We start from the raw sequence: 23144 nt of genomic DNA on the forward strand, positions 1-23144 counted from the left end.
CCCTGTCTTTGCGGCATATCCGATGCGTCGGATGACCGCCGTCAGGGAACCACTTTGAAAAACGGAGAGAACCGATGCGCGTAAAGGCTTTGGCACTGTGTTTGATGGCGGGGTTTGGTACCGGCGCTTATGCGCAGGACAGTACCCAGACGTTGCAGCAGGCCTTGCAGCGGATTCCTCAAATGGTGCTGACGGTCCCTGAGGCGATGCAGGTTTCGTTCATGGACGTACAGGCCTGGCGGTCGCTCGAGAAGGCCGGTCCCACGCCGGACGGCATGCGGCGCCTCTCGCTGGCGCAATCGATCCGTCCGCTGCAGTCGATCGGATATGGGCTGGACACCTGGTCGCAAAATGCGAAGATCGCGTTCGACGAGGTTTCTTATTTCGCCGCGTTCGGGCAGGGGCCGGCCAATCTCACGTACTGGGGCTTGAAAGATAAACAGGCGGTCGAGACCTTGGTCGGCAAGCTGAAGCAGGTCGACTTCGTGCCGGTGCAAGCCGAGGTGCCGGGCGTGCTCGCCAATGGCGAGGCCAACAAGATGGATCTGAAGAAAGCCAACGCCCGGGATCCCTGGCGCGGGCAGATGGGCACCACGAGCTTCGTCTTCCCGCTGGAGTCGGCGCTGGTGCAGACGCCGACGGCCGAGGGCATCAAGTTTTTGGCGCAGCCCAAGCCGTCGGTTGCAGATAGCGCGGGCGTTGCCGCTACGTTGGCCGGTTTGAAAGAGGCTGTGCCCGCGAAAGACGGCCGGATCGTGCAGGCGGCGGTCATCTCGCCGGTGATCGGCCTGCAAGCGGTCGATCCGATGTCGATCCTGCCCGGCCCGTCCGGCAATTTGGAGACGGCGAAGCGCAATCTCGAGGCGGCCGCCGCTGCGGCGGGGCGCGGCGTTCCGCCCTACTCGGCGGGCATCATTGCGGATGCGCAGATCAATAACGTGCCGGCGCTCGTGGTGTCGCTGGCATACGCGGATTGCGCCAGCGCCAAGACGGCGGTGGACGGCATCGGCGCGACCTGGAAAGAAACGATGCCGAACGCGGCGAACGCCAAGTTCGACGGGCGCACCGTGCAGACGGGGCAGCAGTGCGCGGCAGTGGTCAGCCTGACCGCCGCCAAGGCCGAGAATGCGGGTAACCCGATCATGACCGAGCTGGTGAATCGATACATACAGCGTCAGCCGACCTTGCTGCAGATCGGGACGTCGAAGTAAAAGTGGGCAGCGTCGCCATCGCACGGCGCAGTCAATGGAAAGGGCGCCACGGCGCCCTTTCTGCGTGAATGAGACGGCATCGGCCAAGAAAGTATTTCCGAGCGGCGATGCCGCGCGAGGGCGGCATCGCCGTCCGCCAGCGCGAGCCTCAAAACCATGGGTTTCCGGATGAACGATCTGACACAGAAGACTTCAGGTGCTGACCCGGCCTCGCGCATGGGCGAGTACTACATACTCAATTCCAGCCATTGGGCCGATGGCATCGGTCCGGGGCTGCGCATCCACAACGAAGACAGGCTCATTCCGCCGGGGCAATATGTGGTTCCCCTTCCGACGGGCGAGCCCGGCCAATATCCCGAGCGGCCGCATCTGCTGCATGTGCCCATCGAGGGCGGCATGCTTCGCGATTTTGAAATTTGGTCCGGCATCTGGATCATCTCCGAGCGGTTCAAGCGTGTGCTCGAATCCGTGGACGCCGCGGGCTTCGCATTCGTCGAGTGCGATTTCAGCCTGGCGGATGGTTCGCGCGGCCCGCAATACTATTTCTGCAGCGTCGTACGAGCGCTGGACGCGATCGACGAGAGCGCCTCGCGCATGAAGATCAAGTACGACCGGGATTTCATCACCGGCGAGAGCGTCAAGCTCTACAGCGCGCTCGGTGGCGCGAGCCTCGTGTTTCGCCCGGAGGTGGTCGGCGCCGCGCACATCTTCACGCAGCCACGGCTTGGCGTGGAGTCGATCTGTGATCGGGTGATGTACGAGGCCCTGGTGGCCGCGGATCTGGAGGGGATCGACTTGCGGGATGCGGCGGATTCTTGATTCGGGGAATCGCTGCCGCGAATCAGACGGAAGGATGCGCTCGTTGTCGAGGGCCGGCACAGATGCGCTAGCGGAAGGACCAGCGCTTGCGCTAGGCTAAGGCGTTCTTCCTCGGGAGCTCGGAATGCCTACCACCACGCTGACGTCGAAAGGTCGGGTCACCATCCCCGTCGATGTGCGCAAGCGCCTTGGATTGCAGGCGGGCGACCGCATCGCGTTTTATCTTAATGCAGCCAGCGGACGTTACGAGGTGGTGCCGGCGAAGCCGTCGGTGACCGACCCGAAAGGCATTCTGTGTAAGCCGACGGAAGCCATCAGTGGCGTCTGTCGTTAGTCCACCGCGCGTAACGGTGCTCGGGTCGTGAGCTGGCATGATCTCGTAACGCCCTGCAGGTGCCTACGCATTCCCCCGCAACCACGCCAGTAACGCCTCCGGCACGCTTCCCGCCTCCGGCTCGCGCGCGGACAGCAGGCAGTAGCGCGTGCCATCTTCCACGAAGCCCAACGGCGCCGCGAGGACGCCGCTTGCGATGTCGTCGCGCACCAGTTGCCAAGGGCCGATCGCGACCCCCAGGCCCGCGACGGCGGCCTGGAGGCTGAAGTAGAAGTGATCGAAGGTCTGGTCGGAGGCGCGGGCCGCGCGCGCGGCCGCGGGTGCTTGTGTGCTGGCGGCCGCCCATTCCTGCCACGCGGTTGGGCGGGTACGGGTGTGCAGGCGGGGCGCACTGGGCTTCAGTGCGGCGTTCCGTTTGCGGCCGCTGAACCAGGCCTCGACCTTGTCCGGCCGGCATACCGGGCCGACCTGTTCGTCGAAGAGCGGTTCGGCGTGATAGCTGTCCGGCCGGGGGAAGTCGTCGCGGCGGATCGCGAGGTCGATGCCGTTGGCGAACGAGAAGGGGCCGCCGCCCGCGACGAGGTGGACGTCGAGGCTCGGGTGGCGCGCCTGGAAGTCGGGCCAGCGCGGGATCAGCCACCGCATCAACAGCGTGGGCTCGCACGAGAGCACCCAGCGACGCTGCTGCCGGGCGCTGGCTCGCAGCTCGCTCACGGCCTGGCGCATCAGGTCCAGTCCGCCGCCGACTGCGCGGGCGAGGGTGTGGCCGGCGTCGGTGAGGAACACCCGGCGATTGCGGCGCTCGAAGAGCGCCAGGCCGAGTTCGTCTTCGAGCAGGCGCACGGCGCGGCTGATGGCGCCGTGGGTAAGGTGCAACTCGGCCGCGGCGCGGCTGAAGTTTTCGGTGCGGGCCGCGGCCTCGAAGCAGCGCAAGGCCAGTAGGGAGGGCAGACGGGTCTCGTCCGCAAGCGATGCGCGCGAGGGCATGTCACGGGCTTGCCGCGAGGCTGCACCTTCCGGGGCTCGATCCGCGTCAAAAGGTGAATCTAGCTCACCGATCATGTCAGAAATCATCGTTATTCATAGAAAGGGATGCGCCTTACGATGCTGCCGAATCGTTGATGCCGACAGGATACGCCATGACTGAACTGATAGCTGTGATCACCATTACCATGCTGGCCGTGATCAGCCCCGGGCCGGACTTTGCGATGGTGACGCGCAATAGCCTGTTGCTGTCGCGCCGCGCGGGCGTGCTGACGGCGCTGGGCATCGGGATGGGATGTTTCGTGCATGTGGCCTACACCCTGGTGGGCGTGGGGCTGCTGATTCAGCAGTCGCTCTGGCTCTTCAATGCCATCAAGCTGGTGGGTGCCGTGTATCTGGTTTATCTCGGCGTGACGATGCTGCGCGCGAAGCCGGGTGGCGCGTCGGCGCAACGGGCCGTAGCGCCGCTGTCGGATGCGGCGGCGCTGCGGGTGGGGTTTCTGACCAATGTCTTGAATCCCAAGACCACGGTGTTCATCGTGAGCCTGTTCATGCAGGTGGTCCGGCCCGAGACGCCCTTGTCGGTGCAGATCGCCTACGGCGTGTTCATCGCGGGGGCGCACGTGACGTGGTTCAGTCTGGTGGCGATCTGTTTTTCGGCCGGCCGGGTGCGCGAGCGGCTGCTGGCCGTGCGGCACCTGATCGATCGCGTCTTCGGTGGCCTGCTGGTGACGTTCGGGGTGCTGCTGGCGGTGGATCGCGGGGCACGCTGACTCGTGCTGGCCGGCCCAGCGCCAGGAACGGGCCAGTGAGTGGCGGGCCGTCTGCACATGGGGTGCAATCGAGCGCCGCTTGGTGTCCTCGTACTTGGTTCAGCCGGCCTGGGGGGCGCGAGACCGAGGGCGTTCCGTCGACGTATCCGCCTTGCGTGCGCGGTGTCTACTTGCGCCGCGCCCGGCGTCGCGCGTTCCACACCAGCAATCCGGTCGCGCACAGCATCGCCACCACGAGTCCGCTGACCGCGACGAGCGCCTGGCCGGCCCAGCCCAGGATGCGGCCGGTATGCAGCGGGTATTGCCAGATCAGAAAACGGTCTCCCGCCGTACCACTGTCGTAGCCGGTCATGCCGCGCAGGGCGCCCGTCTGGTCGTCGATGAAGACCTGTTCGTAACGCAGACGCAGCGCGCGTTCGCGCATGCCGTCTTCCTTGAATGCGATGCGGTAGACGCCTTTGTCAGGCAGGTGGCTCGCGTACCAGGGCAGAAAGTCTCGTGCCGGCGCGGGCAGATGGCCGCGGGCGCGAGCGATCGCCGTGTCGATGCCGTAGGCCGGCGCGCGTGCGGGGGCGGCCTGCCGGGGGAGACTTTGCACCGGGTGGGGCGTTACGGGCGAGAACAGCCTGACGGCGGGGCGGAACAGCTCGTTGCCGAGATTGAAATACACGCCCGTGCCGGCAAGCATGATCGCCATGAGCAGCGTCCAGAGGCCTCCGGCGCGATGCAGGTCGAACGTCAGCCGCTGCCGGGAGGCGCCGCGCTTGATCTGCCAGGCGGGCGTCCATTTGTGCCAGATCGCGCGCAGGCCGCCCGCGAGCCGCGGCAGGGTGAGCCAGGCTCCGATGATCGATGCCAGCAACCACGCCAGGGCGAGGCCGCCCACGAGCCACATGCCCCACGGTGCGGGCAAGTGTAGGGTGCGGTGCAGTTGGTTCATCCAGCCCATGAAGTGCGGGCGGTCGAGCTTGAAGGCGGCCCACTGCCTCTGGCCGAGCACGGCGCCGGTGGCGGGATCGACGAACAGGCGGTCGAAGCCGAGCGGCGTGCGCGCGCCGGCGTCGGCTGCGGGACGCGCGGCGACGCGCAGTTCGATGGCGTCGCCCGGCCGTGGGTCGAGCGGCAGCAGGGTGACGCGCAGGCGCGGATTGGCCGCTTCGACGCGGGCGATCAGCGCCTCGGGCGAGAGGGGCGGGCCGGGCTGCTCGAGGATGAACAGGCGGGGGTTGAGCCAGCGATCCAGCTCGTGCTGGAACGCCAGCACGCTGCCGGTCAGGGCATTGACCAGCAGCAGTACCAGGGTGGTGAGGCCCACGTAGCGGTGGACCGCCACCCAGCCCTTACGCGTCACGCTGTTTTACCAGCGGTGCGTGTAGGTGACGCTCGCGACGGCGCCCGCCGCCGGCAGGCGGCTGTTGTTGTTGCCGCTGCGCAGCAGCTGGCTGTAGAGCGGCAGATACTGGCGATTGAACAGGTTCTGCACGCTGAAGGTGAAGGCGTTCTGCTTGTCGAGATCGTAGCGAGCCATCAGGTCGACGGTGAGGTAGCTCTTGACATCGGCGCGTGCGAATTGCGTGCGGCCATCGGAGAGACGATAGTCGCGGGCACCGAACCACGTGAGCTCGGCGCGGGTGCGCCAGCGCTCGTTGGGCCGATACTGCGTGTAGGCGGTGAGCTTGAGCGGCGGGATGCGGTAGCCGGTCATGATGCGTTCGCTGCTTGCGCCGGGTGCCTTCTCCTTGCCGTACATCCAGGTGAACGTGCCGCCGACGGCCCAGATGTCGTCATCGAAGTAATGATCGACCGTAGCTTCGACGCCGTGAATGCGTTCGCGAGTGCGGGTGAGGGTGAGGCCGTTGTTGAAGGATTGCACGGCGCCCAGCTTCGAGTCGGACCGGAACACCGCCACCGTTGCCGCGGTGCTGGCGAAGCGACCGCGCCAGCCCAACTCGTAGTTGTTGGTCTTGACCGCCTGCAGGTCCGACGAGTTGATGTCGAAGCCGGCGCGCGCGTTGCGCAGTTGCAGGCCGACGTCGGGCAGGTCGAAGCCCTGGCTGAACGAGCCGTAGAACTCGTGGTTGTCGGTGGGCTTGAACAGCAGGCCGGCGTTGTACATGAACGCGTCGTAACTGACGCGGCCGCCGTCCACGGTGGCCGGATTGGCCAGGCGCGATTGCGAGAGCGGCTGGAAGTCGTCGAACCAGGCGCTGGAGCGCTCGTAGCGTACGCCGGCCTCGGCCGACCAGCGCTCGTTGAAGCGGTGTTGCAGCTGCGTGAAGATGCCGATGCTGCGCGTGGTGGTCCACGGAAGATACGTGTTGGTGCCGGTGCGGCGGAATTGCAGGCCGCCGCTCTGGTCGTAGATCACCGGGTCGAACACGTCCAGGGGCATTTCGCTGCGCTCCTGGATGAAGTCCGCGCCCCAGGTCAGCGCCGTGTCGCGCGAGGCGGTCAGCGGCGTGTCGATGGTGAGCCGGCCGCCGAACACCTTGTTGTTCTGCATGACCTGATCGACGTTGTTGCCGCGGTTCACGTTGCTGCGCGAATCCGAGGGGGCGAAGCGCGTGCTGCTGTCGCGCGCGTAGGTCAGGGCCGAGAGGCTGCTGCCCCAGAGGTCTTTGTGCTCGTAGCTCAGGCTGACGAGCGTGTTCTCGACCTCGTTCTGGCGCGCGAGGTCCAGGCCCTTGATGGCGCGCGCATTGGTCGAGCCGAGCGGCGTGCGCGACACTGCGGGATCGCTGGCGTAATCGGTGTCCTGGCGCGCGCGCAGGTAGCTGGCGGCCAGCTGCACGCGCTGGTTGGCGTCGATGCGAAAGCCCAGCTTGCCGCCGAGGCTGTAGGTGTTCGAATCGAACAGATCGCCCTGGCTGGCATCGGGCGCGATGCGGTCGCCATGCGCGTCGTACGAGCCGCCGATGCGGCGGTACGAGACGTCCAGCTCGTAGTCGAGGCGGTCTTTGCTGCCCGAGAAAAAGTGCTGCACATCACCGCCCATGCCCTTGGCGCCCGGGTTCGACAGCGACATGTCCATGCCGACTTTCGTTTCGGAGATGGGTTCGCCGCCGGGCTGGCGCGTGGTGATCGAGATGATGCCGCCGGTGGCGCCGCTGCCGTAGATGGCGTTGCTGCCGCGCACGACCTCGATGCGCTCGATGCGGCCCGGATCGATGTTGACGAGGTTGCGCGACGAATCGCGATTGGTGTTCAGCGGAATGCCGTCCACCAGGATCAGCGCGTTGCGCCCGCGCAGCGTCTGACCGAAATCGGTCAGGTTGCGGCTCGAGTCGGACATGCCCGGAACGGCCTTGGTCAGCATCGTGGCCAGGTTGGGCGAGCTGTCGCGCAGGTCCTCGAGCGTTTCGCCGTCGATCACCGTGACCGAGCGCGTCGGCGCCATCAGATCGCTCGCCAGGCGGTCGGTGCTTACCGACACGGCGGGCATGGTCTGCACTTCGGGCGCGGCGGCGCTGGGGCCGCCGGGCATGCGCTGGATCGTGATCGCGCCGCCGGCCACGCCCACCGGGCGCAGGTCGGAGCCGGCCAGCGCGCGTTGCACGGCCTCGAATGCGGTCATGCGGCCCGTGATGGCCGGGGCCTGACGGCCCGCGACGAGCGCGGGATCGGCCGCGATGCTGCGTCCGCCCAGTTGGCCGATGCGGGTCAGGCTCGTGGCCAGCGGCCCCGCGGGCAGGTCGAGATCGAGTTGGGCATCGGCGGCTTCGGCCGCGACGGCAGGGACGGGCAGCGCCAGCGGCGTGGCGGCGCAGGCCAGCCAGCCCGCGACGGCGAGGCCGCGCAGGGGCGGGGCAAATCGGTAAGGCATGAAAGCTTCTCCTCTTGGTTTCGTTTCACCCTTCTTGTGGAGCGAAAACGAAAAACCCCTCACCAATTCATGAATTTTTTTCGGGGAGGTCGAGCGAGATGAGCCAGCCCAGGCGACGTGTGCGCAGCCCCAGGCTGGCGGCCAGGACCTGGATCGCCTGCTCGGGATCGTCGAGCGCAAAGACGCCGAACACGGGCAGGCGCCGCGCCTCGGGCGCGACACGCAGAATGCCCACGTAATACGCTTGCAGCGCCTGCACCACGTCTTCGAGCGGCGCATTCTCCACGGCGAGCATGCCGGTTTCCCAGCTGGCGAGCGCGCGGGCGTCGCCCGGCAGGGTCTGCAGGCCGCGGCGGGAGAGCTGCAGCCCCCGGCTTGGCTGCAACGTGGTCTGCCCGCCATCCTCTGCCTGCACGCTGAGCGGGCCGGCGAGCGCCACCACGCGGACGGACTCGCCGTGATAGGCCACCATGAAGCGTCCGCCGGCCGAGCGCAACGTGCCGTACGGGGTGTCGACCATGACATCGGGCGCCGATTGCGCCTGCACCTCGGCGATCATGCCGCCCGCGCGCAGCGCCACGCGACGGCGCGAGCGGCTGAAATCCAGGTCGATGGCCGAGCGGGCGTCGAGCAACGCATGGCTGCCGTCGGGCAGGTCGAACGCGCGCCGTTCGCCCGTGCCGGTGCGCAGGTCGGCCAGCAGCTGCCCCATCGGACGCACGCGGTCGAGCGCCAGCAATGCGGCGCCCGCCGTGCCCGCGAGGACCAGCGCGCCCTGCAGCAGCCGCCGGCGGCGCGTCTGCAGGAGCGTTTTGCGCGCGGCGACCAGCTGCCCATGCGACGGTCCGTCGAGCTCCCGCATCACGGAGAGGGGCTGTTGCAGCACGCCGGTCACGCGGCGCCAGGCCTGGGCGTGGCGCGGGTCGGCATCATGCCAACGCTGAAACTCGGCGCGGTCGGCTTCCGTCATGCGCCCGGCCTCGAGGCGGACCTGCCAGTTCACCGCCGCTTCCATGATGGCCGCGTCGGGGAGCGCCGGTTCGTCGTTCAGGGCTCGCATGCCAGACACTGCAGGAGGGCGCGCTTCATGTATCGCTCTACGGTAGCGAGCGACACGCCGAGCGCCTGCGCGATTTCGGGGTAGGTCATGCCGTCGAGCCGGCTGTACAGAAACGCGGTCTTGACCGGAACAGGCAGCTGTTCGAGCGCGTGATCGATGCGCGCGATGGCTTCCAGCAGCAGCGCGCGCTGCTCCGACGAGAGCGCCACGGCCTCGGGCACCGCCATCAGCGATTGCAGATACGCGCGCTCCAGGTCCTGCCGCCGCCACAGGTGAAAAAGCACGCGCTTGGCGATCGTGGTCAGAAAGGCGCGCGGCTCGCGCAGATGCGGCGCGTCGCCCGATTCGGCCAGCTGGGTGAAGGTCTCGGAAGCCACGTCCTCCGCGTCGGCCCGGTTGCCCAGCCGTGCGCACAGACGACCCAGCAGCCAGGGCTGGTGGTCTCGGTACAGGGACTCGAGGGGCGGACCGAGCGGGCCAGCCAGGCGGGTGGGGGCGGGGGACGTCATGGGAGCGGACGGGGTCAGGCGAGGCGGGGTCGGGCGCGATCCGCGAAGATCGAAATGTAAATAAGAGCCATTCTTGATAAATCTTAACCTGAAGTCGGCTCGCAGGCCACGGGCAGGCCCGCTGTGGCCGCATTCATGAAGCAAATCGTTGTGTTCTGAACCAAAACGGTGACGTGTGGCGCGCTAGAGTGCGGGCAGCGTGCGTACAGCCAGGGCGCCAGGCGGCTGCCCGTTGTCATGGAGAAGCAATGCACAGTGCATGGGTTCGGGTGTTGTCAGGCCTGGTGGTTGTCGCGGCGGCAGGAAGTGCCGGCGCGGCCACCACGGCGTCCGACGAATGGGTGCCGCACGCGTTCGATTTCGGCGTGCCGAGCCTGAATTTCAAGGCCGCCGTGCCGCCAGGCGCCAAGGTCGAGACGGTGCCGATGTCGGCCGCGGAGCCCGACACGCTCGGGCGCGTGAAGATCGTGGGCAAGATTCCGCCGGTCGAGGGCGGTCCGCAGGTCGAGGCCACCATCGTGGGCTACGACCTGCGCACCCCCGCGTCGGCGCTGCGCATCTGCCGTTACGAGTCGGAGGCGGCGGGCTATATCGAGCGCATTTCGCAGGCGACGCCCGACCAGACCGAGGCGCAGCTCTATGGCAACCAGGCCGACGACGGCAAACCGCGCAGCGCCTTGTTCAGCTATTGCTTCGCACGCGGCAATCAGGCCTTGGCCGTGCACTTCGGGGTGGATGTGAGGCAGACCACCACGCTCAAGGCGGCGAAGGCGCGCGTGGACGAAGCCGACGAGTATGCGCAGCAATTCATGGCGGCGCTGCGCTTCGAAGACGACAAGCAGGCCAACTTCGGCGATGCCACGCAGCGGGTGCCGATCGCGCTGGACGGCACGACGTTGCGCCCCGAGGTGCCCGGCGGTTGGGAAATCCCCATCAACGATTTCAAGGGCAAGTTGCCCGCCGAGCTGCACCTGTTGCGGCGCAGTCAGGGCAAGGACGTGGGCCTGATCTGGTTGTGGGTGCAGCCCATGAAGGCGCGCCCCGATCTCGATACGGCCGGTGCGCAGGCGGTGCGGCAGTACTTCATGCTGCAGACGCCCGACACCCGGCCGCCTGAACTGCGCACCAGCGAAGACGAAGCCGATCTGGCGCAGCAGGGGGTCAAGGCCCGGGTCCTGCACTTTGACGTGACCCGCAAGAGCGGCGAGGACGCCGGCGAGATCGAGGCCACGGTGACGTGGCAGAACGGCAATCTGGTGGTGCTCAGCCTGTGGTCGACCTGGCGCGCTCCTGTCGAGAACAAGGCGAGCGCGGAAGGCCGCAATCTTTTCTTCTCGCGTTTGCCGGGACTGACGACCTATGACGTGCTGCGAGAGGCCGTGATGGTCGGGCGGCGCTGGCCATCGAGCGGCGGGTGATGCGTCGATGGAACGGCGCTATGCCCGCGGCGCCGACTCGCACGGTGCGGGGCCGGCTCGGCTAGCCGCTTCAGCCGCTCGCTAGGCCGTTCACTCAGCCCTTCACCCGGCGCTCACGCGGTCGGATGCAGGCTGCGCTCGTGCGCGCGCTGCAACGCCAGTGCGAAGGTCTCGACCGGCTGCGCGCCGCTCACGATTTCGCCGCCGATGTCGAAGAACGGCACGCCGCGGATGCCGCGAGCGAGGCCCTCGCGCTCGATGGCGCGGACCTCGTCCTTGCCTTCGTCGCCCTGCAGAAACGCGGCCACTTCCTCACGCGGCAGGCCCGCGCGCGCGCCGAGGCCGGCGAGGGTGGCCGGGTCGCCGATGTCCAGGCCTTGCTCGAAGTACGCCGCGAACAGGGTGCGCGCCATCGGCGTGGCCAGGCCTTCGCGCTGCGCCAGCCACAACAGTCGGTGCGCCAGAAAGGTGTTCGGCGTCTTGCGCATGGCGTCGTAATTGAACGCGATGTTGTCATCGCGCGCGGCGTCGATGGTCTGCGCATCGCGCAAGCGGCTTTGCGCCAGGCTGCCGAACTTCTGCGCGCGATAGGCTTCGCGTTCCACGCCTTCGGCCGGCATGTCGGGGTTGAGCTCGAACGGCTGCCAGCGCAGCGTGACGAGGGTGTCGGCGGGCAACAGCGCGAGCGCGCGGGCGAGGCGGCGTTCGCCGATGAAGCACCACGGGCAGATGAAGTCCGAGGTGATGGAAATATCGATGGGCATGAGCACGGCTCCTGGGCAATGTCGGATGCGCCGCTCGGGGCGCGCATCGTTCCTATGGTATCCGCGCATGCGCCGCCGGCAAAAGCCGGGTGCCGCGGCCCGGGAGGCCGCCTGTTATGCGGCAGGCACCAGCGCCTCGATCAGGGCGGCGATGGTGTCTTCGCGGATCTGCGCCGCGAGGGTGGCGTCGGCCACGCCACGTGCCAGCGTCAGGGCCCCAACCAGTGCCGACAGACACATCCAGGTTTGCTGGCGCCGTTGCGCCTCGCCGGCACCCGGCATGGCGGCGCGCACCGTCTCCTCGATGCGCCGCAGGCCCGCTTCGAATACGCCGCGCGTCGCGTCGTCTTCGCGGCCCATGTCGCTACCGAGGGCCGCCAGCGTGCAACCCGCGGCGCGCGCCTCCTGATGGCGCTCGGACAGATAGCGGGCGATGAACGCCCGCAGGCGCGCCGGCCCGTCCTCGCCCGTCAGCGTTTCCCAGTTGGCGAGGTTTTGCGCCATGGCCTGAGCGAGCGCCAGGCGCACGAGATCCTGCTTGGACTCGAACTGGCCATAAAAGCCGCCACGGGTCAGCCCGGCGGCCTGCATCAATTCGTTCAGGCCCACATCGGCAAAGCCGCGTTCGCGAAACAGGCGCGATGAGGACTCCACCACGCGTTCGCGGTTGGCGGCGGCCTGGGCGCGGCTGACTTTCATGGCGAGCTCCAAAAAACGATTGACGAATTTTACATGATGAACGACATTTATAAATAGATGTCGATCGACATTTAAAGAGTGCCCGGCTTCGGTCCGCACTTCCGCTCTGCTACTGGACTCCCCATGAACGTTCGAATCGCGGGCCGCCCGACGGCCTCCTGCTGTGTCAGCCCCCCGGGTATCCGGCGCCCGCCGGGCGTGTTTCGGCTAATCGGGGGCCTGGCATGAGCGAGAGCGCTTCCCTCGAGCTGCGCGCGGCAGGCGAGGCACGGCCCGCGAGCCCGTGGCCGGTGTTTGCCGTGACGAGCGTCGCGGTGTTTCTGGTGTCGCTCGACGGCACGATGCTGTATTCGATCTTCGAGGCGGTCTGGGCCAGCTTCGCGGGCGCCACGGCCTCCGAGATGTCGTGGGTGTTGAACGCCTACACGATCGTCTACGCGGCCATGCTGATCCCGGCGGGCGGACTCGCCGATGCCTATGGCCGCCGCCGCGTGTTCGTGGCGGGGGTGATCCTGTTTGCGCTGGCCTCCGCCCTGTGCGGACTCGCGGACAGCGTGAGCCTGCTGGTGGGCGCGCGGGCGGTGCAGGCGCTGGGTGCCGCCTTGCTCACGCCGGCGTCGCTCTCCATCGTGCTCGACGTGTTTCCGCGCGAACGCCGTGCGCTGGCCGTCAGCGCCTGGGGTGCGGTCGGCGGCTTCGCGGCGGCGATCGGCCCGAGCCTGGGCTCGTATCTGGAACAGGCCCTGGGTTGGCACTGGGCCTTCCTGATCAATGTGCCGATCGCGGCCGTGGCACTGCTGGCCGGCTATCGCCGTCTGCCCGCCGCGCCCGCGAGCCGGCGCCAGGTTCGGCTCGACCTGATCGGCATGGCGCTTCTGATGGTGTCGCTCGGCGCGCTGGCGCTGGCCATCGTCGACCTCGAAGGGCCACAGGCCACGGTGGCGCATTTCGTGGCAACGCTGGCGGTGAGCGTGGCGGCCGGGGTGGCGTTCGTGTTCTGGGCGCGCCAGGCGCCCGCGCCGCTGGTGGATCTGAATCTGTTTCGCATCCCCGGATACAGCCGCGTCAACCTCGCGACGCTGAGTTTCGGGACGGCCTTCGCGATCATGTTCTTCACGTTTTTCTTCTTCATGGAACACGTGTGGCACTACGACCGGGTGCGCGCGGGGCTGGCGATCATGCCGGGTCCGCTGACCGTCGTGCCGGTGGCAATCCTGACCGGGCGGCTGGCGGGGCGGCTGGGTTATCGCCGTTTTCTGGTCGGCGGTTCTCTGGTATACGCCGCGGCCGGTCTGTGGTTTTTGCTGATGCCGACGACCGAGCCCGCCTACCTCACGCATTGGTTGCCGGGGCTGCTGCTCAGCGGCATGGGCGTGGGCCTCGTGATGCCTTCGCTGTCCGGCGCGGCCGTGAGCCAGCTTCCGCCCGAGCGTTACGCGGTGGGCAGCGCGGTGAACCAGGCCACGCGTCAGATGGGCGCGGTGATCGGCGTCGCGCTCACGGTCATGCTGCTGGGCCATGGCGCGCTCGTGCGCGCTGATTTCGACGTGGTTTACGGTCTGCACGTGGTGCTTGCGCTTGTTACCGCCGCCCTCTGTTCGCGGGTGGGGCGCCCGCAGTAAAACGGCAGGTGCGGCGGGCGCGCTCCGACAGGGGACCGCGCCTGCGCCGCGTGTGTCGTCCCTTCCAGAAAGGACACCGAAATGAACTACACACTCTTGGGTGGCACCGGCGTGAAGGTGTCGCAGATCGCGCTGGGCACCGCCAACTTCGGCACGGGCTGGGGCCATGGCGCCGTCGAGGGCGACAGCCGCGACATGCTGGACCACTATGCCGAGCAGGGCGGCAACTTCATCGACACCGCCGACATCTACCAGTTCGGGCAGTCCGAAGAGATCATCGGCCGGTGGCTGACGGGACGCCGGCACGACTTCGTTCTGGCCACGAAGTTCGGCAACGGCGCCGCGCCGGATGCCGGCCGGCTGGTGCTGGGCAACAGCCGCAAGGCGATGGCGTCCTCGCTCGAGGCCAGCCTGCGCCGATTGCAGACCGATCACGTCGACCTCTACTGGGTGCACCATCCCGACGGGGTGACGCCCAGCGACGAGATCCTGCGCGGGCTCGAAGACCTGATCCGGGCCGGCAAGATCCACTATGCGGGCCTGTCGAATTTCCCGGCATGGCGCGTGGCGCACGCGGCCACGCTGGCGCAGTGCCGCGGCCTCTCGCCTTTGGCGGCGGTGCAGTTCGAATACAGCCTGGTGCGGCGCGAGCCGGAGGCGGACCTGCTGCCGGCGGCGGCCGCGCTGGGTCTGGCCGCGGTCACCTGGTCTCCGCTGGGCGGCGGCCTGCTGACCGGCAAGTATCGCCGCGGCGAACAGGGGCGGGCCGAGGCGCTCGGCGGCAAGGTGTTCCAGGCCGAAAATTCTCCGCGCCGCACCGCCACGGTGGATGCGGTGCTTGACGTGGCCGACGCGATCGGCGCGCAGCCCGATCAAGTGGCCATCGCGTGGGCCATGGCGCGCGGCGCGATTCCGCTGATCGGTCCGCGCTCGATGGCGCAGCTGCGCAGCAACCTGGGTGCACAGTCGCTCCGGCTCGATGAGGCACACCTCGCGCGGCTCGACGCGGCCAGCGCGCTCGAGGATACCGCCATGGAGCAGGGCGCCGCCGCGCGGCATCCCGTTCTACCGCGTGGAGCGGCGCCGGTCGCCTGATGCGCGAGGGCGGCGATGCTTGATTAATCGGCGTGCCGCCCTCATCTGCTCCTGTCACACAAGGAGCCCCGCATGTCGCTAAGCCCGCGCGAAATCACCCTGGCCACCGGCAGGCTGTTGCTGCGCCCCTTCGAGGCCGCCGATTTCCAGGCGTATGCGGCCTATCATGCATTGCCCGAGGTGTACCGCTACCTCTATGCGCCGGCACCCACCGGAGAGGCCTTGCGGGCGCAGTTCGATGCCTTGCTCGACGCGCCGTTCGAGAACGATGGCGATACGTTGCGGCTGGCCGTTGTTCGCGCGGAAGATGGCGTGCTGCTGGGCGAGGTGCTGCTCAAGCACGCGCAACGCGCGGCCTTGCAGGGCGAGGTGGGATACATCTTCGACCCACGCCATGCGGGCCGTGGCTACGCAACGGAGGCCGTTGCGGCGATGCTGGGTCTGGGTTTCGACAAGGTGGGACTGCACCGGATCTTCGCGCGGCTGGACGCGGCAAATGCCGGCTCCGTGGGCGTGGTGGAGCGGCTGGGCCTGCGGCGCGAAGCGCACCTCATCCAGAATGATCGCTATTACGGCGTCTGGGGCGACGAGTTCGTGTATGCCGTGCTGGCGCGGGAATGGGCGGCGCGGCGGGTCGCGCGCTGACGCGTACGACGCGGGAGGCCCGCGCCCCTGCGCGCTACGCCGCCACGGCGCAGGTCCCGTCGACCAGCGCGTCGAACAGGTGCTCGCCGCCCATCTGCCCGCCCTTGAGCATCAGCTCGATGCCGTTGGTGGCGGGGTCGTCGCCATGGCCCACGCTCACGGCCACGCCCGGCGCCAGGACCGAATGGAACGAAAGTCCCCACAGCCCCAATGCAAGCACGGCCTGACTCGAGGTGTCGCCGCCCGCGATGCCGATGCGGGTGAGGCCGTGGCCCGCGGCCGCACAGGCGCGCACGATGGCGGCCAGGAGGCCGGCCGTGGCCTGAGCCGTGGCGGCGGTCTGCTCGGCCGACGGAGGCTGTGCCGGCGCCAGCGTGTGGACCAGCGCGTGATGGCCGGCCGCGAGGAGGGCCGTGGCATCCATCGCGCATTGCCGCGCGTAGGCTGAATCCCGGGCGAGGCGCTCGGCGTCCACCGCGAGCCGCTGGTAGTGGCGCGCGGCCTCGATCTGTCGTGCGGTAACGGGCGACAGGCTGCCCGCCAGCATCAGCACCGGGCCCGCTGCCGGGCGCAGCGCACTGCCCTCGCCGCGCGGCCGGGGCGGGGCAGGGATCAGATCGGGGTCGGCCGCGATCGCGCGCGCCAGGGCCTGTTGCACGCTGCTCGCGCCCACGGCCAGCAACGGAGCGTGGCGCGCGGCCCGCCACATCAGACGGCCCAGCGGCGCGAGGTGGTGTTCGTCGGTCACATCCAGCAGCAGCGGACCCGAGGCCTCGCCGAGCAGTCGGTCGATCCACGGGTCGAGTCCGGCCGCTTCACCCGGGCCGCGCGGCGCGGGGTAGCGGGTGTGCGGCAGCGACATCACCCCGTGCAGCCCCTGGGCCTCGAGATGGCGCCGCAGGTCGGGCTCGTGCATCGGCGTCACGGGATGGCGGCTCATGACCGGATGCCGGTCGATCCGGTGAATCTCGGGCGCCGCGCCGGCTCGCGCGAAGAGGTGCGCGAAGCTGCAGTAGCGGCCGATGCTGGGTTGGCCCCCCACGATGGGCACGAGCGGATGCGGCGCGTACTGGCGCAGCACCTCTACCGCCTTGCCGATGCTGCCCACGTGAGGCGCGCTGTCGAAGGTCGAGCAGCATTTGTAGTGCAGGATGCGCGCGCCGGTGCCCGCCAGAAAGCGCCCGACCTCGTGCAGCTCCGTCTCCATGAGCGCGGGTGTCATGCCGCGCGCGGCGCCCGCGATGCCGATGGCGTCCAGCGGCCCCACGGCGGCAAGCCGTGCGGGTGTCGGCACGCTCATGAACAGCAGGCTGCGCCAGCCCGCGCGCGCCACTTCGGCCAGCGTGTCGGTCGCGCCGGTGAAGTCGTCGCCGTACCAGGCCAGACGCGGGGGCATGCTCATGCCGCGCCGCCGAAGTGCGCCAGCGCGCGTTGCAGCGCGGGCGCCTGGGCGGCGTACTCGGCCAGCGTTTTGCCGGCGCGTACCGCATCCCAGGCGTCGCGGATGCTCTGCACGCCCGCGGCCGGGCCGTCGGGATGGGCGAGGATGCCGCCGCCCGACATGAACATCAGATCGTCGGTGTGCAAGGCATCCCAGGTGGCGGGCACCGTGCCGGCCCACTGGCCCGACGAGAAGGCGGGCATGACGGCGTCGTCCAGGCCGGATGCGAGCGGCGCCAGGCAGTCGCGCGCCGATTCGACCACCTCGTCGTCGGTCTGCGAAAACTTACCCTGCAGGCCGTGTACGTGCATGTGGTCCACGCCGGCCAGACGCCACAGCACCTGATACGCCTGAAAGCCGATGCCGAGCAAGGGGTGCCGCGCCAGCGCGCCGTAGCCGTTGCGATGGCCGTGCAAGGCAAGCGGGGTGTGGCGTCGCAGCGTCTGGATCGCCGAATAGCCGCACCAGTTCAGGCTCGCCATTACGCATGAGCCGCCCGCGCGTTCGATCAGATCGGCATGCCGCAGCATGGCGTCGGTCTCATCGCTGATGTTGAAGGCCACCATCACGTCGCGCCCGGTGCGGTCGCGGTGCGCGCGCACGACCGCCATCACGGCCTCGACGCGCTGCGCCAGTGGCGCGTGCGCGGGATTGGCGCAGACCTCGTCGTCCTTGATGAAGTCCACGCCGGCCGCGCACAGCTGCGCGACCAGATGCGCGGTCTGCTCGGGCGACAGGCCGACGTTGGGTTTGATGATGGTGCCGACCAGCGGACCGCGGGCCACGCCGGTGGCGCGGCGCGTGCCGGCGATCCCGAGGCGTGGCATGTCGAACTGCGCACGGTAGTTCGACGGCAGACTCAGGCGCTCGAGCCGCAGCCCGGTCACCTCGCCCAGATCGTACAGATTGCCGCTGACCGTGGCCGCGAGCGTGGGCAGGTTCGCGCCGATATTGGCGGTCGGAAATGCGATGCGCACGCGCGCCCGCTGGTAGCGCGCCGCGTCCGGATGCTGGCGTTCGAGCCAGGCATTGGGCAGCGCGGGCCGGTCCGCGGCGTCGAGCAGCGTGATGTCTTCGACCACCGCGCGGGCGCGTGCCCGCAGCTCGTCGGTCTCGCCCTGCACGCGGGTGAACGTGCCGCACGACTGTTCGCCCGCCATCACTTCGGCGACGCGCGCCGGGTCCAGCGGGGTCTCGATCAGATACGTGGCGCGAATCATCTGGGAGTTCATGCGGCGGCGCTCACAGGGTTTTCAGGTCGGGGAACGCGCGCACCGGATCGCGGCCGTCCCAGCCCTGGGCGCTCGAGCGGATCAGGTCGAACAGCTTGCCCTTGGGGCCCGCCACTTCGGAAAGCTCGATCACGGTGCCGGGGTGGTATTCGGTATCGAAGTAGATGAAGCGGCCATTGGCGCCGACTTCGCCGCTCATCTTGGGCTTGAAGCCCTGCGCCAGCAGGCGCTCGAGGTCGGCGTCGTAGCTCTCGGTCCAGTAGGCCACGTGCTGCAGCCCGGTGCGGCCGGCGCGCAGGAAGTCGCGGTACATCGACGGCACGTCGTTGCGGGTCTGGATCAGCTCCACCTGCACGAAGCCCGAATTGGCCAGCGCGACGGAGTTGTGCGGCTCGTGACGTTCGCCATCGTATTGATAGTTTTCGATCGGCACGCGCGGGTTGTAGTACCAGGGGCCCACGCCGAGCGTCTCGCTCCAGTAATGCATGGCGGCCTCGATATCGGGCACCACATAACCGAGTTGACGGATTTCACCCAGGAAACGGCTCATGTTGTCTGTTCTGCAAGAAGAGGGCGTCCGGACGGACGCCCGTTGATCATTTGAGGAAACCGATGGAGAACCAGGGGAAAGCGGCCACGATCAGCAGGCCCACCAGCAGCGCGCCGATGTAGCCCCAGATCGGGCGGATGCCTTCGTTGGGATCCACGCGGCTGATGGCGCAGGCGCCGTAGTAGCCGACGCCGAAGGGCGGTGCGAACAGACCGATGCCCATCGCGAAGATCACGACCATCGCGTAATGCACCTCGTGCACGCCGGCCTGCACCGCGATCGGGAACAGCAGCGGCCCGAACAGCACGATGGCGGGGATGCCTTCGAGCACGCTGCCCAGGATGATGAAGGCCACGATCGAGACGGCCAGGAAGCCGTAGGCGCCGCCGGGCATGTCGGCCATCAGCCTGGCCAGGTCGCCCGAGAAGCCCGACTGGGTGAGACCCCAGGCCATCGCCGTGGCGCAACCCACGATCAGCATGATGGCGCCCGACAGCGAGGCCGTCTCCACCAGCATGGGCTTCACGCGGCCCCAGTTGAACTGGCGATACACCAGCAGGCCCACCACCACCGAATACACCACCCCGATGGTCGAGACCTCCGTGGCGGTGGCCACGCCTTCCACCACGGCTGCGCGGATCACGAAGGGCAGGGCCACGGCGGGCAGCGCCACGATGAAGAGCTTGCCGATCTCGCGGGCGGCGTAGCGCTTGACCTGCGAGAGGTCTTCTTTGCGGTAGCGCCACCACACCACGGCGGCCAGCGCCAGGCCCAGCACCACGGCCGGCATCAGGCCGCCCGTGAAGAGCGCGGCGATCGAGACCCCGGTCACCGAGCCGATGGTGATCAGCACGATGGACGGGGGAATGGTCTCCGTTTGCGCGCCGGTGGCCGACAGCAGGGCGACGAGGTCGCCCGGTTTGGCGCCGCGTTTGCGCATCTCGGGGAACAGCACCGGCGCGATTGCGGCCATGTCGGCGATCTTGGAGCCCGAGATGCCGGACACCAGATACATCGCTCCGATCAGCACGTACGACAGCCCGCCGCGCACGTGGCCGAGCAGGCTGGCGAGAAACTGGATCATGGCGCGCGCCATGCCGGTCATCTCGATCAGCGAGCCCAGGAAGATGAACAGCGGCACGGCCAGCAGCATCAGGTGCGACATGCCTTCATCGAGCCGGCCGACCATCACCACCATGGGCGTGTTGGTCGTGAGCGCCAGGTACGAGAAAGTGGCCAGTGCGAACGAGAAGGCGATGGGCACGCCGGTGAACACGGTGGCGGCCACGATGCCCACGAAGAAGATCACGAGATTGAGCTTGCCCAGCGGGGCGAACAGCGGCTGCGCCAGCCAGAACAGCGCGACGACGGCGGCGGCCAGGCCGAGGGCCAGCCCGACCTGGGACAAGCGTTGCGTGCGCACCAGCTTGAGCAGCGCCACGATCGCCATCAGGCCCATGCCGACCGGCAGCGCCGCGGCGCGCCAGGCGTTGCTCAGCTCGAGCGCGGGCGTGATGATGAAGTGTTCTTCGTGGGCGTATTCGATGGCGGGGCCCAGCACCAGCACCAGGAACGCGAGCGACGCCGCGAGGGCCGCGACTTCGAGCCGCGCCCGCACCGCCGGGCGCACGTTGTTCACGAGGGCCGTCATGCGCATGTGCTCGCCGCGTCGCAGCGCCACCACCGCGCCCAGCATCGACAGCCACAGGAACAGGATGGACGCGAGCTCGTCGGACCACACCAGCGGGCTGTGCAGCGCGTAGCGCGCCACCACGCCGGCGAACAGCACGATGATCTCGATCAGGACGATGGCCGCGGCGACGTGCTCGACCACGGTGCCGAGCACGCTTTCGATACGGCCGGCCACGCGCGCGAGCGGGCCGTCGGGGGCGCCGGCGAGCGGTGCGCCGGGGGCGGCATGGCCGCCCGGCAGGGTGGTCATGGGCGTGCTCATCGCTCGCCCTTATGCCAGCTTGCCGACGGACTGCTCGAGCAGGCCCCAGGCTTCCTTGCCGAAGCGTTCCTGCCATTCCTTGTAGAACCCGGCGGTGCGCAGCTGCTCGCGGAAGCTGTCGGCCGACGGCTGGTTGAATGTCAGGCCCTTGCCTTCGAGGTCGGACTGCACCGAGGCGTTGAGTTTCTTGATGTCTTCGCGCTGGGCCAGGCCCGCTTCGTTGATCCCGCGCGCCACCACCGTCTTGAGGTCGGCGGGCAGGCCTTCCCACATGCGGCCGTTGGCGATGAACCAGTAGCCGTCCCAGATGTGATTGGTCAGCGAGCAGTACTTCTGCACTTCGTAGAGCTTGGCCACCTGGATGATGGGCAGCGGGTTCTCCTGGGCGTCGACCACGCGGGTCTGCAGCGACGAATAGACCTCGCTGAACTGCAGGCTGGCGGGCGCGGCGCCCAGGCCCTTGAACATCGAGATCGGCAGCGAGCTCACTGGCACGCGGATCTTCAGGCCGGCCATGTCGGCCGCGCTCTGTACCGGCGCCTTGCTGCTGGTGGTCTGGCGAAAGCCGTTGTCCCACATCTTCTCGAACGCATAGAGGCGGCGCTGAGCGATGGCCGCGCGCACGTGGGCGCCGAGTGCGCCGTCCATCGCGCCCCAGACCTGGTCGTAGTCCTTGAAGGCGAAGCCGACGGCGTTGATCGCGGCCACCGGCACCAGCGTGGCGATCACCAGCGCAGAGGGCGTGAAGAAGTCGATGCCACCCGAGCGCACCTGCGCCAGCATATCGGTGTCGCCGCCGAGCTGGTTGTTCGGGAAGATCTTGATGTCGACGCGGCCGTTGCTTTCCTTCAGGATGCGGTCGGCGGCTTCCTGGGCGCGAACGTTTAGCGGATGCGTGACCGGCAGGTTGTTGCCGTACTTCAGGTTGAATTCGGCCCCCTTGGCGATGAAGGGGAAACCGCCGGCCAGGGCGGCGGCGGGCACGGCGCACAGACGGCGCAAGGCGCTGCGACGGGTGATCAGCTTCATGTTGTCTCCAGATTTTTGATGTAATTTGATGTGCTTCTATGAGCCATCGCCCGATGCTTCTCGCAGGCTGTGTGCACAATAGGTGAGCCGCTACCGCAACGTCAAATCGGAAAAATGATGGATTCTGATGTGAAATCCAAGCCTTTACGCAGCCTCGCACGCCTGTCGGATGTAGCCGCGCTCGCCGGTGTTTCCACAGCCACCGCCGATCGGGTGCTGAACCGCCGGCCCGGCGTGCGCCAGGTCACGGCGCAGAAGGTGCTGCAGGCGGCGGCCGAGCTCGACTACCTCCCGGCCGAGGCCGATGTGTCGCCGGTGCGCGAGCCGATGCGGCTGGTGTTTCTGCTGCCGCGCGGCAGCAATCGCTTCTTGCGCATGCTGGGCGATAGGGTGGGCTATGCCGCCGAACACGTCGCGCCGCTCAACGCGCGCTGCCACGTGGAGTATGTGGAGAGCTTCAATCCCGATGCGCTCGCGCGTGCGCTGCTCAAGCGCGGACGCCGCGCCGATGGCATCGCGTTCATGGCGCTCGAGCATCCCGCCGTGCGCGAGGCAGTCGATACGCTGGCGCAACGCGGCGTGCCGACAGTGACGCTGATCTCCGATATCGCCAACTGCGCGCGCGCGGCCTATGTGGGGCTGGACAACCGCGCGGCGGGGCGCACCGCCGGCTATCTGATCGGCCGCTTCATCGGGCCCCGCGCGGCCCAGGTGGCCCTGATCGCCGGCTCGCGCCATTACCGTGGCCACGAAGAGCGCGAGGCCGGATTCCTGCAGCTGTATGCCGAGCGCTTCCAGGCCATGCAGGTGGTGGGACTGCGCGAAGGCTACGACGACGAACAGCGCAATTACGAGCAGACGCGGCAGCTCATCGAACAGTACCCGCAGCTTGCGGGCATCTACAACATCGGGGGCGCGTCCGATGGCGTGGCCCGTGCGCTCAAAGAGGCGGGCCTGCAGCATCGCGTGGTCTTCATCGGCCATGGGCTCACGCCCGATACGCGTGCGTTGCTGATCGATGGCACGATGGACGCCGTCATCACGCAGAGCCCGCTCGAGGCCTTGATGAATTGCGTGCGCATCTTCACCAACCTGCGCGATCGCCGCAGCCCCATGACCGGCGTCGAGTTCGCCCGCAGTCAGGTGATCTTTCGCGAAAACCTGCCCTGACGCGAGGGTCGG

General features: G+C 68.2%; 21 protein-coding genes. 9 read left to right on the plus strand and 12 right to left on the minus strand.

The window, feature by feature from the left end:
* Positions 1-74: 74 nt before the first annotated feature.
* The 3 genes from CAL25_RS06900 to CAL25_RS06910 all read left to right on the plus strand — a co-directional run bounded on the left by CAL25_RS06900 (position 75) and on the right by CAL25_RS06910 (position 2364).
* Positions 75-1211, plus strand: coding sequence for a hypothetical protein (locus CAL25_RS06900; protein WP_094799206.1), 1137 nt, complete (start codon positions 75-77; stop codon positions 1209-1211).
* A gap of 168 nt (positions 1212-1379) precedes the next feature.
* On the plus strand, positions 1380-2030 hold the full coding sequence (locus CAL25_RS06905) for an imm11 family protein (protein WP_212590878.1): 651 nt from the start codon (positions 1380-1382) through the stop codon (positions 2028-2030).
* A 124-nt stretch (positions 2031-2154) separates the two neighbouring features.
* Complete coding sequence (locus tag CAL25_RS06910) at positions 2155-2364, plus strand: AbrB/MazE/SpoVT family DNA-binding domain-containing protein (protein WP_094799208.1); 210 nt, start codon at positions 2155-2157, stop codon at positions 2362-2364.
* Between the two features lie 63 nt (positions 2365-2427).
* Here CAL25_RS06910 and CAL25_RS06915 read toward each other — a convergent pair whose 3' ends face one another.
* Positions 2428-3351: a LysR family transcriptional regulator gene (locus CAL25_RS06915; RefSeq protein WP_094799209.1), complete on the minus strand. Its 924-nt coding sequence runs from the start codon at positions 3349-3351 to the stop codon at positions 2428-2430.
* 152 nt (positions 3352-3503) lie between these two features.
* Here CAL25_RS06915 and CAL25_RS06920 point away from each other — a divergent pair, with 152 nt between their 5' ends.
* Complete coding sequence (locus CAL25_RS06920; RefSeq protein ID WP_094799210.1) at positions 3504-4121, plus strand: LysE family translocator; 618 nt, start codon at positions 3504-3506, stop codon at positions 4119-4121.
* A gap of 166 nt (positions 4122-4287) precedes the next feature.
* Here CAL25_RS06920 and CAL25_RS06925 read toward each other — a convergent pair whose 3' ends face one another.
* The 4 genes from CAL25_RS06925 to CAL25_RS06940 all read right to left on the minus strand — a co-directional run bounded on the left by CAL25_RS06925 (position 4288) and on the right by CAL25_RS06940 (position 9513).
* Positions 4288-5472 (minus strand): PepSY-associated TM helix domain-containing protein, encoded by a 1185-nt coding sequence (locus tag CAL25_RS06925; protein WP_094799211.1) that lies wholly within the window; start codon positions 5470-5472, stop codon positions 4288-4290.
* Positions 5473-5478: 6 nt separating this feature from the next.
* Entirely contained in the window at positions 5479-7944 is a 2466-nt protein-coding gene (locus tag CAL25_RS06930; protein WP_094799212.1) for a TonB-dependent siderophore receptor, read from the minus strand.
* 67 nt (positions 7945-8011) lie between these two features.
* Positions 8012-9004, minus strand: coding sequence for a FecR family protein (locus CAL25_RS06935; RefSeq protein ID WP_094799213.1), 993 nt, complete (start codon positions 9002-9004; stop codon positions 8012-8014).
* Entirely contained in the window at positions 8992-9513 is a 522-nt protein-coding gene (locus CAL25_RS06940) for a sigma-70 family RNA polymerase sigma factor (RefSeq protein WP_094799214.1), read from the minus strand. The genes CAL25_RS06935 and CAL25_RS06940 overlap by 13 nt, the downstream gene beginning before the upstream one ends.
* Positions 9514-9761: 248 nt before the next feature.
* Here CAL25_RS06940 and CAL25_RS06945 point away from each other — a divergent pair, with 248 nt between their 5' ends.
* Positions 9762-10931 (plus strand): hypothetical protein, encoded by a 1170-nt coding sequence (locus tag CAL25_RS06945; RefSeq protein WP_141217900.1) that lies wholly within the window; start codon positions 9762-9764, stop codon positions 10929-10931.
* 113 nt (positions 10932-11044) lie between these two features.
* Here the strand turns inward: CAL25_RS06945 and CAL25_RS06950 are convergent, their stop codons facing one another.
* Positions 11045-11695, minus strand: coding sequence for a DsbA family oxidoreductase (locus tag CAL25_RS06950; protein ID WP_094799216.1), 651 nt, complete (start codon positions 11693-11695; stop codon positions 11045-11047).
* 114 nt (positions 11696-11809) lie between these two features.
* Positions 11810-12394, minus strand: a complete 585-nt coding sequence (locus CAL25_RS06955) for a TetR/AcrR family transcriptional regulator (protein ID WP_094799217.1) — start codon at positions 12392-12394, stop codon at positions 11810-11812.
* 224 nt (positions 12395-12618) lie between these two features.
* Between CAL25_RS06955 and CAL25_RS06960 the strand changes: the two genes are divergently transcribed.
* From CAL25_RS06960 to CAL25_RS06970, 3 genes are all read left to right on the plus strand, one after another.
* The gene (locus CAL25_RS06960; protein ID WP_094799218.1) at positions 12619-14016 is read left to right on the plus strand and encodes a DHA2 family efflux MFS transporter permease subunit; all 1398 of its coding nucleotides are present in this window, start codon (positions 12619-12621) and stop codon (positions 14014-14016) included.
* Positions 14017-14097: 81 nt separating this feature from the next.
* A complete protein-coding gene (locus tag CAL25_RS06965; protein ID WP_094799219.1) occupies positions 14098-15111 on the plus strand; it encodes an aldo/keto reductase in 1014 nt (337 codons plus the stop codon).
* A gap of 72 nt (positions 15112-15183) precedes the next feature.
* The gene (locus tag CAL25_RS06970; RefSeq protein WP_094799220.1) at positions 15184-15756 is read left to right on the plus strand and encodes a GNAT family N-acetyltransferase; all 573 of its coding nucleotides are present in this window, start codon (positions 15184-15186) and stop codon (positions 15754-15756) included.
* A 34-nt stretch (positions 15757-15790) separates the two neighbouring features.
* Here CAL25_RS06970 and CAL25_RS06975 read toward each other — a convergent pair whose 3' ends face one another.
* Genes CAL25_RS06975 through CAL25_RS06995 form a run of 5 tightly spaced genes read right to left on the minus strand, consistent with a single transcriptional unit; the run spans position 15791 to position 21962 of the window.
* A complete protein-coding gene (locus CAL25_RS06975) occupies positions 15791-17158 on the minus strand; it encodes a four-carbon acid sugar kinase family protein (RefSeq protein ID WP_094799221.1) in 1368 nt (455 codons plus the stop codon).
* Positions 17155-18429: a ribulose-bisphosphate carboxylase large subunit family protein gene (locus tag CAL25_RS06980; RefSeq protein ID WP_094799222.1), complete on the minus strand. Its 1275-nt coding sequence runs from the start codon at positions 18427-18429 to the stop codon at positions 17155-17157. The genes CAL25_RS06975 and CAL25_RS06980 overlap by 4 nt, the downstream gene beginning before the upstream one ends.
* 10 nt (positions 18430-18439) lie before the next feature.
* Positions 18440-18979 carry a VOC family protein gene (locus CAL25_RS06985; protein WP_094799223.1) on the minus strand — a complete coding sequence of 180 codons (540 nt, stop codon included), beginning with the start codon at positions 18977-18979 and terminating at the stop codon, positions 18440-18442.
* Positions 18980-19025: 46 nt separating this feature from the next.
* Complete coding sequence (locus CAL25_RS06990) at positions 19026-20921, minus strand: TRAP transporter large permease subunit (protein WP_094799224.1); 1896 nt, start codon at positions 20919-20921, stop codon at positions 19026-19028.
* Between the two features lie 21 nt (positions 20922-20942).
* Positions 20943-21962, minus strand: coding sequence for a TRAP transporter substrate-binding protein (locus CAL25_RS06995; protein ID WP_094799225.1), 1020 nt, complete (start codon positions 21960-21962; stop codon positions 20943-20945).
* 114 nt (positions 21963-22076) lie between these two features.
* Between CAL25_RS06995 and CAL25_RS07000 the strand changes: the two genes are divergently transcribed.
* Positions 22077-23132 carry a LacI family DNA-binding transcriptional regulator gene (locus CAL25_RS07000; RefSeq protein WP_094799226.1) on the plus strand — a complete coding sequence of 352 codons (1056 nt, stop codon included), beginning with the start codon at positions 22077-22079 and terminating at the stop codon, positions 23130-23132.
* The last annotated feature ends 12 nt before the right edge of the window (positions 23133-23144 follow it).

The sequence above is a fragment of the Bordetella genomosp. 5 genome (genome assembly GCF_002261315.1).
Taxonomy (GTDB): domain Bacteria; phylum Pseudomonadota; class Gammaproteobacteria; order Burkholderiales; family Burkholderiaceae_B; genus Bordetella.

Coding starts and splice junctions, on each gene's coding strand:
- CAL25_RS06900 (WP_094799206.1), top strand. CDS start 75: ATGCGCGTAAAGGCTTTGGCACTGTGTTTGATGGCGGGGTTTGGTACC.
- CAL25_RS06905 (WP_212590878.1), top strand. CDS start 1,380: ATGAACGATCTGACACAGAAGACTTCAGGTGCTGACCCGGCCTCGCGC.
- CAL25_RS06910 (WP_094799208.1), top strand. CDS start 2,155: ATGCCTACCACCACGCTGACGTCGAAAGGTCGGGTCACCATCCCCGTC.
- CAL25_RS06915 (WP_094799209.1), bottom strand. CDS start 3,351: ATGCCCTCGCGCGCATCGCTTGCGGACGAGACCCGTCTGCCCTCCCTA.
- CAL25_RS06920 (WP_094799210.1), top strand. CDS start 3,504: ATGACTGAACTGATAGCTGTGATCACCATTACCATGCTGGCCGTGATC.
- CAL25_RS06930 (WP_094799212.1), bottom strand. CDS start 7,944: ATGCCTTACCGATTTGCCCCGCCCCTGCGCGGCCTCGCCGTCGCGGGC.
- CAL25_RS06935 (WP_094799213.1), bottom strand. CDS start 9,004: ATGCGAGCCCTGAACGACGAACCGGCGCTCCCCGACGCGGCCATCATG.
- CAL25_RS06940 (WP_094799214.1), bottom strand. CDS start 9,513: ATGACGTCCCCCGCCCCCACCCGCCTGGCTGGCCCGCTCGGTCCGCCC.
- CAL25_RS06945 (WP_141217900.1), top strand. CDS start 9,762: ATGCACAGTGCATGGGTTCGGGTGTTGTCAGGCCTGGTGGTTGTCGCG.
- CAL25_RS06950 (WP_094799216.1), bottom strand. CDS start 11,695: ATGCCCATCGATATTTCCATCACCTCGGACTTCATCTGCCCGTGGTGC.
- CAL25_RS06955 (WP_094799217.1), bottom strand. CDS start 12,394: ATGAAAGTCAGCCGCGCCCAGGCCGCCGCCAACCGCGAACGCGTGGTG.
- CAL25_RS06960 (WP_094799218.1), top strand. CDS start 12,619: ATGAGCGAGAGCGCTTCCCTCGAGCTGCGCGCGGCAGGCGAGGCACGG.
- CAL25_RS06965 (WP_094799219.1), top strand. CDS start 14,098: ATGAACTACACACTCTTGGGTGGCACCGGCGTGAAGGTGTCGCAGATC.
- CAL25_RS06970 (WP_094799220.1), top strand. CDS start 15,184: ATGTCGCTAAGCCCGCGCGAAATCACCCTGGCCACCGGCAGGCTGTTG.
- CAL25_RS06975 (WP_094799221.1), bottom strand. CDS start 17,158: ATGAGCATGCCCCCGCGTCTGGCCTGGTACGGCGACGACTTCACCGGC.
- CAL25_RS06980 (WP_094799222.1), bottom strand. CDS start 18,429: ATGAACTCCCAGATGATTCGCGCCACGTATCTGATCGAGACCCCGCTG.
- CAL25_RS06985 (WP_094799223.1), bottom strand. CDS start 18,979: ATGAGCCGTTTCCTGGGTGAAATCCGTCAACTCGGTTATGTGGTGCCC.
- CAL25_RS06990 (WP_094799224.1), bottom strand. CDS start 20,921: ATGACCACCCTGCCGGGCGGCCATGCCGCCCCCGGCGCACCGCTCGCC.
- CAL25_RS06995 (WP_094799225.1), bottom strand. CDS start 21,962: ATGAAGCTGATCACCCGTCGCAGCGCCTTGCGCCGTCTGTGCGCCGTG.
- CAL25_RS07000 (WP_094799226.1), top strand. CDS start 22,077: ATGATGGATTCTGATGTGAAATCCAAGCCTTTACGCAGCCTCGCACGC.